The following is an 18,209-nucleotide window of genomic DNA, read 5'->3' on the forward strand; positions in this document are numbered from 1 at the left end:
CGATGGCCAAGCGCAACGAGGTGTCCGAAGAAGGACAAGTGCAGGACCTGCGCCCGCGCCCGGTCAGACTGACGAGCGACATGAGCCTGCCGAAGCTGTCGGCCGTGGAAATCGGCAGCTACATCGTCGCGCTGTTCGCGATGTGGGCGGTGCTTCACCTGAAGCTGCTAGGCGCCCTGCTCGCCGGCATGCTCGTCTATCAACTCGTGCATACGATAGCGCCGCTCATCGAACGCCGGATGTCGAGCCAGCGGGCGCGCTGGGCCTCGGTGGTGCTGGTTGCCACGGTGATCGTGGGCGCGCTCACGGGCATCACGATCGGCATCATCGAACACTTCGAAAGCGACGTGCCGAGCGTGCAGAAAGTGCTCGACCAGATGATGCAATTCATCGATCAGGCGCGCGGCCGGATACCGGAAGCCATTGCGGCCTACCTGCCCGTCGATACCGACCAGATGAAAGCGAAGGCCGCGGCGCTCATGCAGGCCCACGCCAGCACGCTGCAGCAGGGCGGCAAGAGCGCGGCGCGCATTTTCGGGCACGTGGTGATCGGCATGATCATCGGCGCGATCATCGCGGTGGGCGCACAGCGGCATACGCAGCGGCTGCCGCTCTCGAAGGCCTTCGTCACACGCGTGGCGCGCTTTGCCGACGCATTCCGCCGCATCGTGTTCGCGCAGGTGAAGATTTCGGCCATCAACGCAACGTTCACCGGCATCTATCTGTTGCTGATCCTGCCGGTCGTCCACGCGCCGCTGCCGCTTTCGAAAACGCTGGTCGTCTTCACGTTCGTGGTGGGCCTGCTGCCGGTGATCGGCAATCTGATCTCGAACACGGTGATCGTGGCCATCGCGCTCACGGTGAGCCTGCCGGCGGCTGTCATGTCGCTGGCGTTCCTGATCCTGATTCACAAGCTCGAGTACTTCCTGAACGCCCGCATCGTGGGCGGCCAGATCGAGGCGCGCGCGTGGGAGCTGCTGGTCGCGATGCTGGTGATGGAAGCCGCGTTCGGCATTCCGGGCGTCATTGCGGCGCCCGTGTTCTACGCGTATATCAAGCGCGAACTCATCTATCTGCGGCTCGTCTAGGCCGCATCGGGGAACGGCGGGGCGGCTAGATAGCCCGCACCCCGCCGCCGCTTCTCCGTCCAGCCTCCCCGTCCAGTCAAATCAGCGAAACACCACGGTCCTGCTGCCGTTCAGCAGAATACGATGCTCGATGTGCCACTTCACCGCGCGCGCGAGCGTCACGCACTCCACGTCGCGGCCAATCGCCGTGAGCTGTTCCGGCGTCATGCTGTGGTCCACGCGCTCCACTTCCTGCTCGATGATCGGGCCTTCGTCGAGGTCCGTCGTCACGTAGTGCGCCGTGGCGCCGATCAGCTTCACGCCGCGGTCGAACGCCTGGTAGTAGGGCTTCGCGCCCTTGAAGCTCGGCAGGAACGAGTGATGGATATTGATCGCGCGACCCGCGAGGCGCCCGCACAGTTGCGGCGACAAGATCTGCATGTAGCGCGCGAGCACGATGAGATCGGCCTGATGCTCGTCGATCACTTCCAGCACGCGCGCTTCCTGCGCGGACTTCGCCTCGTCCGCGGACGACGTCAGCGGGAAGTGATGGAACGGAATGTTGTAGCTCGCGGCGAGCTGATAGAAGTCCTTGTGGTTCGAGATGATGGCGGGAATCTCGATGGGCAGTTGCCCCGTGCGGTAGCGGAACAGCAGGTCGTTCAGGCAGTGGCCGATCTTCGACACCATGATGATCACGCGCGGCTTCACGGAGGCGTCGTGCACCTCCCAGCGCATGCCGAACTGCGCGGCGAGCGTATCGAACGCGGCGCGCAGCGCTTCGACGCCGGGGTCGCCGCCCACCTGCTGGAAGTGCACGCGCATGAAGAAATCGCCGGTGCGGCTGTCGCCGAATTGCGCGGAGTCGAGAATGTTGGCGCCGCGCTCGAACAGGAAGCCGGACACCGCGTGAACGATGCCGGGCCTGTCGGCGCACGACAATTTGAGAATGAAGCTGTGTTCGGTCGACATAACCGCGGTGACTCCCTTTCCTGTTGCTTTGAACTGACTCTTTGAACTGACTGATTGTGCGGCGCATGTGCCGCACATGCGCCGCAGCGGGCGACGCGAACGCTCAGAGCGCCGGCGGCGCGAAGAGTCCTTCGATGCCCTCGCACGCCTCGCCATCGATCCAGCGGCGGCGCAAGAGGCAATCGAGCGTCGCGAGACTGGCGTCCACCGTCATGGCGCCTTCTTCGATCCAGCGGGCCACTTCGTCGATGCGCGCGAGCCGATGCTCGCCCACTTCGCCATCCTGATTGAGCGGCGCGAAATCCGCGGGCAGCGCGAGGTCGTAGACGAAAATCTGCTCGGCCTGCGTGCCCTCCGGCAGCGACTGCAGCACGTGCACCGTGCGCCCCGGCGCGGCTTGCGCGGCGATGTCCTCGCCAATGCCCGCCTCTTCCCAGCACTCCTTCACGATGGTGGCCTCGATGCCGAAGCCCCAGCCGATGCCGCCTGCCACGACGTTGTCGAGCATGCCCGGATCGGTCGCCTTGGTTTCGCTGCGCCGGGCGATCCAGAGCTGCGGCGCGCTGGCCGCGTATTCTACGACGCCGTTCAGGTGCACCGCGTAAGTCATCGTGCCGAAGAAGCGCGAGGCGGCGCGCTCGATATAGGCGAGCGGCGCGGCATCGAAGGCATTGCGGATCGCGTAGGTTTCGTCGCGCCAGCCCGGAATACGCCCCTCCGCCGCGAGTGCGCCGATAACGGCGCCCAGCGCCGCGCTGCGTAGATCAACCGTGGAAAACGCCGCCGACAAGGCGATGCGCGCGGCGTCGATGTCGAACACGTCGGGCCAGCGCGCGAGCAGCGGCGCATCGGTGCGACGCACCCAGCCCACGCGTTCCACGCCGATATGGAAAGGCAGATGCGCGGCGGGATCGAAACGACGCGCAGCGACGATGCACGGCAAGCTCATGGGCAGACTCCGGCTCAGTCGCGCAGCGCGACACGAATGCCGATCGCAATGAACGTGGCGCCCGCGATGCGGTCGAGCCACACGCCCACGCGCGGCCGGCGTTTGAGCCACGTGCCGATCAGGCCCGCGCAGACGCCGAACACCGAGAACACGACGACGGTCTGCAACATGAACAGCGCGCCCAGTTCGAGCATCTGCAGCGTCACGCCTTGCGCCCCATGCGGGTCGACGAACTGCGGCAGGAACACCACGAAGAAGAGCGTCACTTTCGGATTCAGCATGTTGCCGAGCACGCTCTGCCGGAAGATCGTGGCAAGCGGCTGGCGCGGCCTTTCGTGCGCAGTGGCGAGCCCCTGGCTGCGCAGCGCCTTGATGCCGATCCAGACCAGATACGCGGCGCCCGCGAGCTTGATGACCTGAAACGCCACCGGCGACGAGCGCAGCACCGCCGCAACGCCCAGCGCCGCAAGCGTGGTGTGGAACGTCACGCCCGCCGCAAAACCCAGCGCGGCGACGAGCCCGGCCGCACGGCCCTGCGAGATGCCGCGCGCCAGCACCTGGAGGTTGTCGGGGCCGGGCGCCAGCGTGATGGCGATCGAGGTGGCGAGAAAGAGCAGGAAGTTGGGCATGATCGTAGCGTCGGGTGGATGGCGGCAGCGATTGCGGTGGCGATGAGCTGCGGGCAACAGAACCGCCCGCGTCAGCGAACCAGCCGGGGCTCAATCGGGTTACCGATTGAGCCCCGGCTGGTAACTCAGTGGCCGCCGAATTCGGTCACGGTGTAGAGCGGCAGGCCGGCTGCGCGCAACAGCTGCGAGCCGCCCAGATCGGGCAGATCGATGATCGCCGCGCCCTCCACCACCACGGCGCCCAGCCGCTCCAGCAGCTTCTTGCCGGCCATCATCGTGCCGCCGGTCGCAATCAGGTCGTCGACGATCACGATGCGGTCGCCGGCGCTGCACGCGTCCTCGTGAATCTCCACGGTCGCCGCGCCGTATTCGAGCTGATACGACTCCGACACCGTACGGTACGGCAGCTTGCCCACCTTGCGGATGGGGATGAAGCCCAGGTTCAGTTCGTACGCGAGAATCGGCCCGATGATGAAGCCGCGCGCGTCCAGCCCGGCAACGTAGTCGAGCCGCGCGTCGATATAGCGCTGTACGAACAGGTCGATCAGCACGCGCAGCGCCTTCGCGCTCTGCAGGAGCGGCGTAATGTCGCGAAACTGCACGCCGGGCTGGGGCCAGTCGGGCACTGTGCGGATCTGGTCTTTGACGAACTGGGCTGCGTCGAGCGGCGCGTTCGCGGGCGCGTGGGACATGATGTCTCCCGGTGAATCGATTCAATGGTGAGTGGTCGGGGTGCCGAAAGCGCCCTGGCGGCGTGTCGTGCGGCTGGAAGCGGCGGCTCGCAATGCTTTCCGACACTGCGCGCGTGCCGTCACGCGGCGGCGGCGCGGCTTCGCCGCGAAAGGCGCTCTTCCGCCTCGGCCAGCTGCTCGGGCAAGCCGCGCAGCACGACGATGTCGCCTGCGCGCAGCTTCGTCGACGGGTCGGGTTCCACGCCGCGAATGCCGTGCCTGCGGATCGCCGTCACTTCGACACCGATGTCCGCGAGGCCCAGCTCCGCGAGCGTGCGGCCCACGGCGTCCGCCTTCGCGTCGATCGGCACCGATTGTAGCCGCACCTGCTCGTGACCGTCGTCCACGTCCGCGTCGTCGGCGCCGTGAAAGTAGCCGCGCAGCAGGCTGTAGCGCTGGTCGCGCATTTCCTCGACCCGCCGCACCACGCGCCGCATCGGCACGCCCATCACCACGAGCGTGTGCGAGGCGAGCATCAGGCTGCCTTCGACGATCTCGGGAATCACCTCGGTCGCGCCCGAGGCAAGCAGCTTTTCGAGGTCGGAGTCGTCGACGGTGCGCACGATGACGGGCAGCGTCGGTTCGAGTTCGTGGATGTTGTGCAGCACGCGCAGCGCCGAAGGCGTGTTCGCATAGGTGATCGCGATGGCCGCGGCGCGATGCACGCCCGCGGCGACCAGCGATTCGCGGCGCGCCGCGTCGCCGAACACCACCGACTCGCCCGCGGCCGCAGCCGCCGTGACGCGGTCAGGATCGAGGTCGAGCGCAACGTACGACAGCCCCTCGTGCTCGAGCATGCGCGCAAGGTTCTGCCCGGAACGCCCATAGCCGCAGATGATGACGTGCCCGCTCTGCTTGAGGCTTTGCGTAGCGATGCGCGTCATCTGCAACGACTGCTGCATCCATTCCGTCGACGAAAGCCTGAGCACGATGCGGTCGGCGTTCTGGATGACGAACGGTGCGGCGAGCATCGACAGCAGCATTGCGGCGAGAATGGCCTGGAGCAGCGTGGCATCCACGAGATGCTTGTCGAGTATCAGATTGAGCAGCACGAAGCCGAATTCGCCGGCCTGCGCGAGGCCGAGCCCCGTGCGCATCGCCACGCCGGGCAGCGCGCCGAAGAGCCGCGCGAGCCCCGTGATGATGACCGCCTTTAGCAGCATCGGCACGATCAGGAAGCCGGACACCAGCAGCGGATGCTCCCAGATCACGCGCGGGTCCAGCAGCATGCCCGTGGTCACGAAGAAAAGCCCGAGCAGCACGTCGCGAAACGGCTTGATGTCTTCTTCCACCTGATGCCGGTACGGCGTCTCGGAAATCAGCATGCCGGCAATGAAGGCGCCGAGCGCGAGCGAGAGGCCAAACTTGTCGGTGATGAACGCGGCGCCAAGCGTGACGAGCAGCAGGTTCAGCACGAACAACTCCTGCGAGCGCCGCCGCGCGACCACGTTGAACCAGCGCGTCATGAAGCGCTGCCCCACGATCAGGAGCAGCGCGAGCGCCACCACGATCTTCACCGCGGCGAGCCCGAGCGACTCCATCAGCGAAGCCGAACCGCCGCCGAACGCCGCGATGACGATGAGAAGCGGCACCACGGCGAGGTCCTGGAACAGCAGCACGCCCATGATGTTGCGGCCGTGCGCGGACTCGAGTTCCAGCCGCTCCGCAAGCATCTTGCTCACGATCGCCGTGGACGACATCGCAATGGCGCCGCCCAGCGCGACGCACCCTTCCCACGTGATGTGTACCCAGCGTTCGAGCGCGAGACCCACCACCACGGCAATCGCAATAGTCGCGAGCACCTGCAGCAGGCCCAACCCGAACACGGCGCGCCGCATGGAGCGCAGCTTCGCGAGCGAAAACTCCAGCCCGATCGAAAACATCAGGAACACCACACCGAATTCGGCGAGGTTCTGCGCCCCGTGCGAATCGGGAACGATGCCGAACGCGTGCGGCCCCACCACGATGCCGACCGAGAGGTAGCCGAGCATGGGTGGCAGGTTCAGATAGCGGAAGAGAACGACGCCCGCCACTGAAGCCAGCAGCAGAAACAGCGTCATTTCCAGCGGGGAGATCATCGTGAAAAGCGTCCTCGTTCGTCAGCGGAACCGTTGCGCGGCGGCATGGACGCCTTGCGGCGGGACCCAGGCGCAACAAGGTCGAGCGGCCGGCGAAGGCAGCGGCCGCGCGGTCGGCGCGCGGCGCGGCGAACAAACGCCTTTGCTATACTCCGCGAATGATAGCGAAAATCAATGGCGATCGGGCACTCGCGCTCGCTCGCGACGTGCTCGACATCGAAGCTGACGCCGTGCGCTCGCTTCGCGACCAGCTCGACGAAGGCTTCGTCGGTGCGGTCGATTTCATCCTCAGTTGCCGTGGCCGCGTGGTCGTTTCGGGAATCGGCAAGTCAGGCCATATCGCCCGCAAACTCGCGGCAACGCTCGCCTCCACCGGCACGCCGGCCTTCTTCGTGCATCCCGCCGAGGCCAGCCACGGCGACCTCGGCATGGTAACCGCCGACGATGTCTTTATTGCGATGTCCAACTCAGGAGAATCCGAAGAGTTGATCGCGATCTTGCCGCTTATCAAGCGGCTGGGCGCGAAGCTCATCGCGATAACGGGCCGCCCGGGTTCGAGCCTCGCGAAGCTCGCCGACGTGCATCTGAATTCCGGGGTATCGAAGGAAGCCTGTCCGCTCAATCTCGCGCCCACGGCGAGCACCACGGCGGCGCTTGCACTGGGCGACGCGCTCGCGGTCGCCGTGCTCGACGCCCGCGGCTTCGGCGCCGACGACTTTGCCCGCTCGCATCCGGGCGGCGCGCTTGGCCGGCGGCTGCTCACCTACGTACGCGACGTGATGCGCACGGGCGACCAGATTCCGAAGGTGCCGCAAAGCGCCACTGTGCGCGACGCGCTGTTCCAGCTCACGGCCAAGCGCATGGGCATGACGGCCATCGTGGACGACGCCGACCGCGTGCTCGGCATTTTCACGGACGGCGACCTGCGGCGCGTGCTGGAACGCGTGGGCGACTTCCGCGATCTGCCAATCGGATCGGTCATGACGCACAACCCGCGCACGATCGCCGCCGACCGCCTCGCCGTGGAAGCCGTGGAACTGATGGAGCGTCACCGGATCAATCAGATGCTCGTGGTCGATGACGCCGGCAAGCTCATCGGCGCACTCAACATGCACGATCTGTTCTCGAAGAAGGTGATCTGATGGCCGTCTCCGCCCTTACCGCCACCGAACGCGCGAGCCGTGTGCGGCTGATGATCTTCGACGTGGACGGCGTGCTCACCGACGGCAGCCTGATGTTCACCGCGAACGGCGACACCATGAAGTCGTTCAACTCGATGGACGGCCACGGCCTCAAGCTGCTGCAGCGGGCCGGCGTCGAAACGGCCATCATCACGGGGCGGCGCTCGGGCATCGTGGCGGCCCGCGCCGAGGAACTCAAGATCACGCACGTGCATCAAGGCGTCGAAGACAAGCTCGCCGCGTTCGTGAAGCTGCGCGAGGAAACGGGCATCCCGCCCGAAGACTGCGGCTACATGGGCGACGACTGGCCCGACCTCGCGGTGATGCTCCGCTGCGGTTTCGTCGCGGCGCCCGCGAACGCGCACCCCGAAGTGATCGCACGCGCGCATTGGGTGAGCGAAGCGCGCGGTGGCCACGGCGCCGTGCGCGAGGTGTGCGACGCGCTGCTGCGCGCCCAACATCGCTATGAAGCGATGCTCGCCGCCGCCTGCGGAGCGGCACACGAATGAACGCGCCGTTTCGCTGGACCTCGCTGATTCCGGTTGTCGCCATGGCCGCGCTCGCCGGCATCACATGGTGGCTGCTCCAGGCGACGCTGCCTCGTCCGAACGAAAGCGTACAACGCCCGAAGACGCACACGCCGGATTACTTCGCCGACAACTTCTCGGTGTCCGAACTCGATCAGTCCGGCGCTACGCAGTACCGGCTCACGGCCACGCATCTTCTCCACTACGAGGACGACGAGAACAGCGACCTCACGAGTCCGGCGGTGCGCGCGTTCCAGCCGGGTAAGCCGATCGTCACGGCCACGGCGGAGCGCGGCACGGTGAACAGCGACGCGTCGGTGGTCGACATGTACGACCACGCGCGCATCGTACGCGCGCCGGGCGCCGGCGACCCGCCGATGCAGGCCGATTCCGAGCATTTCCGCGTGCTGGTCAACGACGATGTGATCCTGACTGAAAAGCCGGTTAAACTTCAGCGCGGCCAGTCGGTCATGACGGCCACCAACGGCATGAACTACAACAATGTCACCCGGGTGATCCAGCTGTTCGGCAATGTCCGCGGCTCGATCGCTCCGGCCGACTCCGGCGGCTCCTCCTGACAGCCCGGGTCATCCATTCCAGGCACGACTGCATGAACCACTCGTTCCCCTGTTTCGAAGCCGGCCCGCGCGCGGCCGGCGGCGTCCGCCGCACCAGCTTTGCCGCTCTGGCGGCATTGACGTTCGTGCTCGCACTCGCCGGCGTAGCGCCCGCGGCGCACGCCGAGCGCGCCGACAAGGACAAGCCGCTCAACATCGAATCGGACAACATGACGTACGACGACCTCAAGCAGGTCACCATCTTCACGGGGCATGTGGTTGCCACGAAAGGCACGATCGTGATCAAGGCCGACCGTGTGGAGGTGCACCAGGATCCGCAGGGCTACCAGTACGCCACGGGTACGTCGACGGGCAACAATCTCGCCTACTTCCGCCAGAAGCGCGACGGCGTGGACGAATACATCGACGGCGACGCCGAGCGCATCGACTACGACGGCAAGCAGGACCTCACCACGCTCACCACGCGCGCAACCGTGCGTCGCCTGCAAGGGCTTTCCACGGTGATGGATCAGGTGCACGGCAGCGTGATCACCTACGACGGCCAGAACGATTTCTATACCGCGAAGTCCGGCAAGGACGTAGCCGGCCCCGGCAACCCGACAGGGCGCGTGCGCGCCATGCTGTCGCCGCGCAACGGCGGCGCCGCGCCGCTCACCGGTGCCTCAGCCACGCTTGTGCCGTCCACGCAATTGAAGGGAACACCGCAGTGAACGCGAGCCCCCTTCATAACCGCCAGCCGGCCGGCACCAGCAGTTCCCTCGTCGTACGCAACCTCAAGAAGCGCTACGGCTCGCGCACGGTCGTGAAAGACGTGTCGCTCGACGTGAAGAGCGGCGAAGTGGTCGGGCTGCTCGGGCCGAACGGCGCGGGCAAGACCACGTCGTTCTACATGATCGTGGGACTCGTGCCGCTCGATGCCGGCGAGATCGACCTGAACGGCCAGTCCATCAGCCTGTTGCCCATCCACAAGCGCGCATCGCTCGGGCTGTCGTATCTTCCGCAGGAAGCCTCGGTATTCCGCAAGCTCACCGTCGAGCAGAACATTCGCGCGGTGCTCGAACTTCAGCATGACGGCGCCGGCAAGCGGCTCTCGAAGGAAGCGATCACGGAGCGCACGGAAGCGCTGCTCGACGAGTTGCAGATCGCGCATCTGCGTGAGAACCCGGCGCTGTCGCTCTCGGGCGGCGAACGGCGACGCGTGGAAATTGCGCGCGCACTCGCCACGGACCCGGCTTTCATTCTGCTCGACGAACCGTTCGCGGGCGTGGACCCGATCGCCGTTCTCGAAATTCAGAAGATCGTGAAGTTCCTGAAGCAGCGCAACATCGGTGTGCTGATCACCGACCATAACGTTCGCGAAACGCTAGGTATCTGCGATCACGCGTACATCATCAGCGACGGAAGCGTGCTGGCGGCAGGCGCACCGGGCGACATCATCGAGAACGAAAGCGTGCGCCGCGTCTATCTGGGCGAACACTTCCGCATGTAGACACAGGAGAGTGGCAGAGCAAGCGCTTACGCTGCGCTCGCTCCGCTGCCTGCTTCATCAAGACGCACCCGGCGCATGGTCACACGCCATCTGCCGGCGTCCTCTGCGCGGGGCCGCCACCCGGCCCGCTCCTTCAGCGTTTAATGAGCCGCGCCCCATCGCGCAGCAATTCCTACGCTCGCCGGCCTCGCGCCGTGCTCGCAGCCGCACCAGATCTGGGCACGCGTTTTCGCGTATGTCGCCGGGTATCGCGGTCGTGGCAAACTCTTTACAATGAATCTCAAATTGCCATGAAAGCCAGCCTCCAACTTCGCCTGTCGCAGCATCTTGCGCTGACCCCCCAACTGCAACAGTCCATCCGGCTGCTGCAGCTGTCTACGCTCGAATTGCAACAGGAAGTCGCGACGGCGATCGCGCAGAACCCCCTGCTCGAAAACGAAGACGACTGGATCGCCAGCCCGTTGCGGGTGGCGGCAGACGGTTCCGTCATCGCGCAAACGCCCACGCCTTCGGCGCCCGAGCCGATGTCCGCCGCACCCTCGTCGTCTTCCTCAACAGAGAGTTCGGAAAGCGGCGAGCCCGCCAGCGTCGACGAATACAACGGCCTCGGCTCCGATGCCAACGGCGATGCGTCGCAGTGGAACCTCGACGACTATGGCCGCTCCGGCAACGCGTCCGACGACGACGACCTTCCGCCGCTGCAGATCCACGAATCCACCACGTCGCTGCGCGACTACCTGACGGCACAGTTGCGCGTCACGCAGGCAAGCCCGCGTGACCGCGCGCTCATCACGTTCCTCATCGAATCGCTCGACGACGAAGGCTACCTCACGGCAACGTGTGAAGAAATACTGGCCGACTTGCCAGTCGAGCTCGAGGTGGACGCCGACGAGTTGAACGCAGCACTCGCATTGCTGCAAAGCTTCGACCCGCCTGGCGTCGGCGCGCGTTCGGCATCGGAATGCCTGAAGCTGCAGTTGCTTCGGCTCGACCCGTCGCCTACTCGCACACTCGCGCTCGAAATCGTCGCGCACCATCTGGAGTTGCTTGCCGCACGAGACTTCACTCGTCTGCGCAAACATCTGAAGGCAAGCGACGACGAACTGCGCGACGCCCATGCGCTGATCCGCTCGCTCGAACCGTTCCCGGGTGCGGCCTACGGCAAGGCCGAAGCCGACTACGTCGTGCCCGACGTGATCGTGAAGAAGACCGCACAAGGATGGCACGCCGAACTGAATCCCGAGGTCGTGCCGAAGCTGCGCATCAATCATCTGTACGCGAACATCCTGCGCAACAACCGCGGCGATCCAGGCAGCGGCTCGTTGCGTCAGCAACTGCAGGAAGCCCGCTGGTTAATCAAAAATATTCAGCAGCGCTTCGAAACAATCCTGCGTGTTGCGCAGGCCATTGTGGAGCGTCAGAAGAACTTTTTTGTGCACGGCGAAATTGCGATGCGCCCCTTGGTTTTGCGGGAAATAGCTGATACGCTGGGCTTACACGAGTCAACTGTCTCGCGTGTGACAACCGGCAAGTACATGCTCACCCCGTTTGGGACGCTTGAATTTAAGTACTTCTTCGGATCGCATGTTTCGACGGATACGGGAGGCGCGGCCTCATCCACGGCCATACGCGCGCTCATCAAGCAACTGATAGGAGCAGAGAACCCGAAATCCCCTCTTTCAGACAGCCGCATAGCCGAACTGCTGGCGGAACAGGGCTTCGTGGTGGCGCGCCGCACGGTGGCGAAGTATCGCGAGGCGCTCAAGATTCCAGCGGTCAACCTGCGCAAGTCTCTTTAGCCCGTTGCTTATCGCGACGGGCGTTTTCCGGCCGCGTCGCTGTTGGCGGGGATGGCCGGCCGATGCGGCCCGTCCGTAGTCAGTCTCGGGGAGACGGCATAAATCGGACAGCAGTCGACCGGTATCGCCGCATTCGAACGCGCACGGCGGCCATCAGCCTGGAGAAGCACGATGAATCTGAAGATCAGTGGACACCATCTCGAAGTAACGCCAGCGTTGCGAGAATACGTGATCACCAAACTGGATAGGGTGCTAAGACATTTCGATCAGGTAATCGATGGCAATGTGGTCCTCTCGGTCGACAATCACAGGGAAAAGGACAAGAGACAGAAGGTTGAAATCAGTCTTCATCTGAAGGGCAAAGACATCTTCATCGAAAGCGCGAACGGCGATCTGTATGCTGCCATCGACGTGATGGTCGACAAGTTGGACCGGCAGGTTGTGCGCCACAAAGATCGCGTACAGGGGCATCAGCACGAGGCCATCAAGCATCAAGCCACCACGCCGCCCGTCGAAGTCCCACCGCAATAAGACGAAGGTGGCACGGCCCGCGCGGCCACGGACAGTCCGGCTGGCAGCCCATGAAAAAACCGCCCGAAACCGGGCGGTTTTTTCATGGGCTGGGCATGACGGCTAATGGGATAACCGCGACGAACGCCAGGTTTCGATGCCTGGGTGAATGCATGGCGCATCGCACCATGCCGATGTATGCTTGTTCTATAATGTTTCGGTCACTTTCGGGGCATTTCCGCCGGAGTCCCGTTAAAAAAGGGGTTTCGTCGCACTTCGCCGTGAGCATCCTGTCAGACATGGAATATCCGTCACCCGCCGCGGCAAGCAGCATCCAGGCCACGTTTTCGCCTGCCAACATGAATCGTTTAGCCAAAATTCTTCCACTCGAGAACGTCGTCGTCGGACTCTCCGTCACCAGCAAGAAACGCGTGTTCGAGCAAGCGGGCCTGATCTTCGAAAACCAGAACGGCATCGCCCGCAGTACGGTGACCGACAATCTGTTTGCGCGGGAACGCCTCGGGTCCACTGGCCTCGGCGAAGGTGTGGCCATCCCGCACGGACGCATCAAGGGCCTCAAGCAGCCGCTCGCCGCCTTCGTGCGTCTCGCGGCGCCCATTCCGTTCGAGGCGCCGGACGGCCAGCCTGTCTCGCTGCTGATCTTCCTGCTCGTACCCGAGCAAGCCACGCAGCAACACCTCGAAATTCTCTCGGAAATCGCCCAGTTGCTCTCGGACCGGGAAACGCGCGAGCGCCTGCACACCGAAGAAGACCGCGAAGCATTGCATCGCCTGCTCACCCAGTGGCAACCTTGACGTATCGCGGCCGGCCCGCCCGGCGAAAGACCGCTCTCCCCCCGACGCCGCACTCCGCGCAACACGGCTGAGGTACGCCCCATCCGATGCGCCCACCGGGCAGCCTCGCTCCGGAACGCCGGACGAGCGGCCCACCTTGGAGTCTTGGATTCATGGACACCTCCAGCATCAACGCCCAAAGCATCTTCGACGACAACGCCGCCACGCTGAAGCTCAGCTGGCTGACGGGGCATGAAGGCTGGGAACGCGGCTTCTCGGCCGAAACGGTGGTAAATGCGACGTCGAGCGCCGACCTCGTGGGCCACCTGAACCTGATCCACCCGAACCGCATCCAGGTGCTGGGCGAGGCGGAGGTCAATTACTACCAGCGCCAGACCGACGAAGACCGCTCGCGGCACATGGCCGAGCTGATCGCCCTCGAGCCGCCGTTCCTCGTCGTCGCCGGCGGCGTCGCCGCCCCGCCGGAACTCGTGTTGCGCTGTACCCGCTCGTCCACGCCGCTCTTCACCACGCCGATGTCGGCGGCCGCGGTGATCGACAGTCTGCGCCTCTACATGTCGCGCATCCTCGCGCCACGCGCCACGCTGCATGGCGTATTCCTCGACATCCTCGGCATGGGCGTGCTGCTCACGGGCGACTCGGGTCTCGGCAAGAGCGAACTGGGTCTGGAGCTGATCAGCCGCGGCCACGGCCTCGTGGCCGACGACGCCGTCGACTTCGTGCGGCTCGGCCCCGACTTCGTGGAGGGCCGCTGCCCGCCGCTGCTGCAGAATCTGCTCGAAGTGCGCGGCCTTGGCCTGCTCGACATCAAGACGATCTTCGGCGAAACGGCGGTGCGCCGCAAAATGAAGCTGAAGCTGATCGTCCAGCTGGTGCGCCGCCCCGACGGCGAATTCCAGCGCCTGCCGCTGGAAAGCCAGACGGTCGACGTGCTCGGCCTGCCCATCAGCAAGGTCACGATTCAGGTTGCGGCCGGCCGCAACCTCGCGGTGCTCGTGGAAGCCGCCGTGCGCAACACGATCCTGCAACTGCGCGGCATCGATACGCTGCGCGACTTCATGGACCGCCAGCGCCTCGCCATGCAGGATCCGGACAGCCAGTTCCCCGGCAAGCTGATGTAGCGCCGCGCCAGCCGGGCAGGCGCGCGGGGCAGATGCTATGATGAAACGAACCGTTTCCCCACTCCCATGCGCATTATCCTGATCACCGGCATCTCCGGCTCCGGCAAGTCTGTTGCGTTGAACGCGCTCGAAGACGCGGGGTATTACTGCGTCGATAATCTGCCACCGCGTTTTCTCCCACAGCTCGCCGCCTATCTGGCCAGCGACGGCCAGGAGCAGCTGGCGGTAGCCATCGACGCCCGTTCGAGCGCTTCGCTCGACGAAATGCCCGCGATGATCCGCGATCTCTCGCGCCAGCACGACGTGCGCGTGCTGTTCCTGAACGCCAGCACGCAGTCACTGATCCAGCGCTTCTCGGAAACGCGCCGCCGCCACCCGTTGTCGGGCTCCACACTGCATGACGCCGACGTCGGGCTGCTCACGTCGCTTGAGGAAGCAATCGAGCATGAGCGGGAGCTGGTCGCGGGGCTTGCCGAATTCGGCCATCAGATCGACACGAGCAATCTGCGCGCGAATGCGCTGCGCGCCTGGGTGAAGCGCTTCGTCGAGCAGGAACGCAGCAGTCTCGCGCTCACCTTCGAGTCGTTCGGCTTCAAACGCGGCGTGCCGCTAGACGCCGACTTTGTGTTCGACGTGCGCACCCTGCCGAATCCCTATTACGACCGTGAGCTGCGTCCGTTGACGGGCCTGGACCGGCCCGTGATCGACTACCTGAACGCGTTGCCCGTCGTGCGCGAAATGATCGACGACATCCACGCGTTTCTCGTGAAGTGGCTTCCTCGTTTCAGCGAAGACAATCGCAGCTATCTCACCGTCGCAATTGGCTGCACGGGCGGTCAACACCGCTCGGTATTCATCGCAGAGACGCTCGCCGCGCGTCTTGCGAAAGAAGCAAACGTTATCGTGCGGCACCGCGATGCGCCACTGGACGTAGGCGAATCGTCGAAGCTCGTTGCCTGAACGGCCGTGCCGACTGGCCGCGCCTAACTGGCCGTGCTCAACTGGCCGCGCCGCGCGGCCTTAACCGAAAGCGTTGCGCCATGTCCTCTACCAATGCCGTACTCGCCGATCTGCCGCTGTTCCCGCTGCACACGGTGCTCTTCCCCGACGGCCTGCTGCCGCTGAAGATCTTCGAGGCGCGTTACCTGGACATGGCGCGCACCTGCCTGCGCGAGAACACGCCGTTCGGCGTATGCCTGCTGAAGAGCGGTGGCGAAGTAGCTCAGCCGGACGAACCTTCGGTGCCGGAAGCGACCGGGTGCCTGGCCGAGATCGAACAATGCGACGTCGAAACGTTCGGCATGCTGCTGGTGCGCGCACGCGGCACACGGCGCTTCCGGCTGCTGACGCATCGGGTGGAAGCAAGCGGCCTTCTGGTCGGCATGGCCGAGCCGATCGGCGACGACGCGCCGCTGGAAGGCACCGACCGGCTCGCGAAATTCGGCGCGTGCGCGGAGGTGCTGGAACGCATCATCGAAACGATTCGCGAGCGCGATCCGGACAGCGTGCCGTTCGCCGAACCGTTCCGCCTCGACGACCCGACGTGGGTATCGAACCGGCTCGCCGAAGTGCTGCCCGTCGCGCTGCGGGCGCGGCAAAAGCTCATGGAATTGCAGGACGCCGGTGCGCGCATCGACGTCGTGCATCACTACATGCAGCAGCATCAACTGCTGTAGGCGGCGCGGCGCTCGCTGCAACCGCGAACCCGCTATAGCAACGAGCCGCGCAATCCGTCGAGCAGCTTGCGCACGGGCGCAGGCACCCCATACGAATCGATATCGTTGAGCAAGACCCAGGCTGTCTCTGCAGCGCCGGCCATAGGCTGCGCATTCGCGATGCGATCCATTTCGACCACACGCGGTTCGATATCGAGCCTGAAGTGCGTGAACGTGTGCGTAAGCGACGCAAGCGCAGAAGCGGCGCCCCGCGCACCGAACGTGCGCGCGCGATCCGCAAGTGCGACTTCGTCTGCCGCCTCGGGCAGGCTCCACAGGCCACCCCAAATGCCTGACGGCGGACGCCGCTCCAGCATCACGGCATCCCCATCGAGCAGCACGAGCATCCACGTACGGCGCGTCGGCACGGTCTTCTTGGGCCGGGCCGCCGGCAGTTCACGCTGGCGGCCCGTTGTGTTCGCAACGCAATCGTCGGCAAACGGGCAACGCGCGCATTCGGGCTTGCCGCGCACGCAGAGCGTGGCGCCCAGATCCATGAGCCCCTGGGTGTAGGCGGTGACGTCGGCGTCGCTGGCCTCGGCACCCGGCACCAGCGACTCGGCGAGCGACCACATCGCCGTTTCCACGCGCTTGTCGCCAGGAAATCCCTCCACGCCGAACACGCGCGCGAGCACGCGCTTCACGTTGCCGTCGAGAATCGTGGCCCGCGCGCCGAATGCGAACGACGCGATGGCGGCGGCCGTCGAACGGCCAATGCCCGGCAGTTCCGCGAGCGCGTCCACCGTACCGGGAAACACCCCGCCGTGCTCATCCACCACTACCTGGGCGCATCGATGCAGGTTGCGAGCGCGCGAGTAATAGCCGAGCCCAGCCCACAGTGCCATCACGTCGTCGAGCGGTGCGGCGGCGAGCGCCGCCACGTCCGGGAATCGCTCCAGAAAACGCGCGTAATACGGAATCACCGTGGAGACCTGCGTCTGCTGCAGCATGATCTCTGAAAGCCAGATGCGATAGGCGTCGCGCGTGTTCTGCCACGGCAGGTCGTGACGGCCGTGCTGTCGCTGCCACGCGATGAGCCGCGCTGAAAATGCGGCATACGTGTGCTGCGCGGACGAGGAAAGAACGGTGGGAGCGAGCATGAAAAGAGGGGAAGCAAGGAGAAGCGAAGCCGGGTCTCAGCGCTGACAGACCGGGCAATAGTAGGTGGAGCGCTGGCCCTGAACGATCTGCCGGATCGGCGTGCCGCACACGCGGCACGGTTGGCCAGCGCGATCATAGACGAAATAGTCCAGCTGGAAATAACCGCTCTCGCCGTCGCTGCCCACGAAATCGCGCAGCGTGCTCCCGCCCTTCTCGATGGCGGCGGCGAGCGTCGCTCTGATAGCGTCCGCAAGCAGTTCATAACGGGCGAGCGACACGCGGCCTGCCGGCGTGGTAGGCCGAATGCCCGCGCGAAAGAGGCTCTCCGATGCGTAGATGTTGCCCACGCCCACCACGATGTCGCCGGCTAGCAGCGCCTGCTTGACCGAGACCTTGCGGCCGCGCGTTTTCCGGTGCAGCAGCGCGCCCGAAAACGCCGGCGTAAACGGCTCGATGCCAAGGCTCGCGAGCAGCGGATGACCGAGCACGTCGCCCGCTTCGCGCGGATGCCACAGTACGGCGCCGAAGCGCCGCGGATCGCGAAACCGCAGAATGAAGTCGTCGAAGATCCAGTCGATGTGATCGTGCTTGCCCGCCGCGGGCAGGTGCGGCAGGTTGCGCAGCACTCGAAGCGTGCCCGTCATGCCCAGGTGTACGATGAACCAGCCTTCGTCGATCTCGAACAGCAGATACTTGCCGCGCCGCTCGACCTTGTAGACCGTACGCCCGCGCAAAAGGCGGGCGAGTCCGGCTGGAACGGGCCAGCGCAGGGCGGCAGTGCGAACGTCGACGCGCGCTACGCGACGGCCCGCGACATAAGGCTCGATTCCCCGACGGGTAACCTCAACTTCCGGCAGTTCTGGCATGTCTAAGTGGTTTGCTGGCTGCGTGGCCGATTGTGCGCTTATTGTAGCGAGCGCGTTACAATCGTCCGAAACATTCAACGG

Annotated in this window: 19 protein-coding genes; 12 read left to right on the top strand and 7 right to left on the bottom strand. The window is 65.1% G+C overall.

The features are described from left to right. The first annotated feature begins 2 nt into the window (after positions 1–2). The gene (locus PKKP23_RS16195; protein ID WP_126877657.1) at positions 3–1,088 is read left to right on the top strand and encodes an AI-2E family transporter; all 1,086 of its coding nucleotides are present in this window, start codon (positions 3–5) and stop codon (positions 1,086–1,088) included. 81 nt (positions 1,089–1,169) lie between these two features. On the opposite strand, the gene purU is transcribed toward PKKP23_RS16195, so the two are convergent. From purU to PKKP23_RS16220, 5 genes are all read right to left on the bottom strand, one after another. Then, on the bottom strand, positions 1,170–2,039 hold the full coding sequence (purU, locus tag PKKP23_RS16200; protein WP_126877658.1) for a formyltetrahydrofolate deformylase: 870 nt from the start codon (positions 2,037–2,039) through the stop codon (positions 1,170–1,172). Between the two features lie 103 nt (positions 2,040–2,142). Further along, positions 2,143–2,988 (bottom strand): NUDIX hydrolase, encoded by an 846-nt coding sequence (locus PKKP23_RS16205; protein ID WP_126877659.1) that lies wholly within the window; start codon positions 2,986–2,988, stop codon positions 2,143–2,145. A 14-nt stretch (positions 2,989–3,002) separates the two neighbouring features. Beyond that, positions 3,003–3,617 carry a LysE family translocator gene (locus PKKP23_RS16210; RefSeq protein ID WP_126877660.1) on the bottom strand — a complete coding sequence of 205 codons (615 nt, stop codon included), beginning with the start codon at positions 3,615–3,617 and terminating at the stop codon, positions 3,003–3,005. 125 nt (positions 3,618–3,742) lie between these two features. Beyond that, complete coding sequence (locus PKKP23_RS16215; protein ID WP_042299439.1) at positions 3,743–4,309, bottom strand: adenine phosphoribosyltransferase; 567 nt, start codon at positions 4,307–4,309, stop codon at positions 3,743–3,745. Positions 4,310–4,428: 119 nt separating this feature from the next. Continuing rightward, positions 4,429–6,426 carry a monovalent cation:proton antiporter family protein gene (locus tag PKKP23_RS16220; RefSeq protein ID WP_026121015.1) on the bottom strand — a complete coding sequence of 666 codons (1,998 nt, stop codon included), beginning with the start codon at positions 6,424–6,426 and terminating at the stop codon, positions 4,429–4,431. 158 nt (positions 6,427–6,584) lie between these two features. Between PKKP23_RS16220 and kdsD the strand changes: the two genes are divergently transcribed. From kdsD to PKKP23_RS16275, 11 genes are all read left to right on the top strand, one after another. Further along, positions 6,585–7,568 (top strand): arabinose 5-phosphate isomerase KdsD, encoded by a 984-nt coding sequence (kdsD, locus tag PKKP23_RS16225; RefSeq protein ID WP_017772658.1) that lies wholly within the window; start codon positions 6,585–6,587, stop codon positions 7,566–7,568. Next, the gene (locus PKKP23_RS16230) at positions 7,568–8,116 is read left to right on the top strand and encodes a KdsC family phosphatase (protein WP_126877661.1); all 549 of its coding nucleotides are present in this window, start codon (positions 7,568–7,570) and stop codon (positions 8,114–8,116) included. Before kdsD ends, PKKP23_RS16230 begins: the two co-directional genes overlap by 1 nt. After that, positions 8,113–8,712: an LPS export ABC transporter periplasmic protein LptC gene (lptC, locus tag PKKP23_RS16235; protein ID WP_126877662.1), complete on the top strand. Its 600-nt coding sequence runs from the start codon at positions 8,113–8,115 to the stop codon at positions 8,710–8,712. The genes PKKP23_RS16230 and lptC overlap by 4 nt, the downstream gene beginning before the upstream one ends. Before the next feature lie 32 nt (positions 8,713–8,744). Continuing rightward, entirely contained in the window at positions 8,745–9,422 is a 678-nt protein-coding gene (lptA, locus tag PKKP23_RS16240) for a lipopolysaccharide transport periplasmic protein LptA (RefSeq protein WP_126877663.1), read from the top strand. Next, positions 9,419–10,201, top strand: coding sequence for an LPS export ABC transporter ATP-binding protein (gene lptB, locus PKKP23_RS16245; RefSeq protein WP_017772654.1), 783 nt, complete (start codon positions 9,419–9,421; stop codon positions 10,199–10,201). Before lptA ends, lptB begins: the two co-directional genes overlap by 4 nt. 290 nt (positions 10,202–10,491) lie before the next feature. Beyond that, positions 10,492–12,000: an RNA polymerase factor sigma-54 gene (locus tag PKKP23_RS16250; protein WP_126877715.1), complete on the top strand. Its 1,509-nt coding sequence runs from the start codon at positions 10,492–10,494 to the stop codon at positions 11,998–12,000. A gap of 171 nt (positions 12,001–12,171) precedes the next feature. Continuing rightward, positions 12,172–12,531, top strand: coding sequence for a ribosome hibernation-promoting factor, HPF/YfiA family (hpf, locus tag PKKP23_RS16255; protein ID WP_017772652.1), 360 nt, complete (start codon positions 12,172–12,174; stop codon positions 12,529–12,531). A gap of 278 nt (positions 12,532–12,809) precedes the next feature. Then, the gene (ptsN, locus tag PKKP23_RS16260; protein WP_017772651.1) at positions 12,810–13,325 is read left to right on the top strand and encodes a PTS IIA-like nitrogen regulatory protein PtsN; all 516 of its coding nucleotides are present in this window, start codon (positions 12,810–12,812) and stop codon (positions 13,323–13,325) included. Between the two features lie 152 nt (positions 13,326–13,477). Continuing rightward, on the top strand, positions 13,478–14,446 hold the full coding sequence (gene hprK, locus PKKP23_RS16265; RefSeq protein ID WP_017772650.1) for an HPr(Ser) kinase/phosphatase: 969 nt from the start codon (positions 13,478–13,480) through the stop codon (positions 14,444–14,446). A gap of 66 nt (positions 14,447–14,512) precedes the next feature. Further along, positions 14,513–15,406: an RNase adapter RapZ gene (gene rapZ / locus PKKP23_RS16270; protein ID WP_017772649.1), complete on the top strand. Its 894-nt coding sequence runs from the start codon at positions 14,513–14,515 to the stop codon at positions 15,404–15,406. 80 nt (positions 15,407–15,486) lie between these two features. Further along, positions 15,487–16,122, top strand: coding sequence for an LON peptidase substrate-binding domain-containing protein (locus tag PKKP23_RS16275; RefSeq protein WP_126877664.1), 636 nt, complete (start codon positions 15,487–15,489; stop codon positions 16,120–16,122). 32 nt (positions 16,123–16,154) lie between these two features. Here PKKP23_RS16275 and mutY read toward each other — a convergent pair whose 3' ends face one another. Together mutY and mutM are read right to left on the bottom strand one after the other, a co-directional pair. Next, positions 16,155–17,261, bottom strand: coding sequence for an A/G-specific adenine glycosylase (gene mutY, locus PKKP23_RS16280; protein WP_126877665.1), 1,107 nt, complete (start codon positions 17,259–17,261; stop codon positions 16,155–16,157). Between the two features lie 36 nt (positions 17,262–17,297). After that, complete coding sequence (gene mutM, locus PKKP23_RS16285; protein WP_126877666.1) at positions 17,298–18,128, bottom strand: bifunctional DNA-formamidopyrimidine glycosylase/DNA-(apurinic or apyrimidinic site) lyase; 831 nt, start codon at positions 18,126–18,128, stop codon at positions 17,298–17,300. Positions 18,129–18,209: the final 81 nt, after the last annotated feature.

Origin of the sequence: Paraburkholderia kururiensis JCM 10599 = LMG 19447 (assembly GCF_003986935.1) — a bacterium.
GTDB lineage: Bacteria > Pseudomonadota > Gammaproteobacteria > Burkholderiales > Burkholderiaceae > Paraburkholderia > Paraburkholderia kururiensis.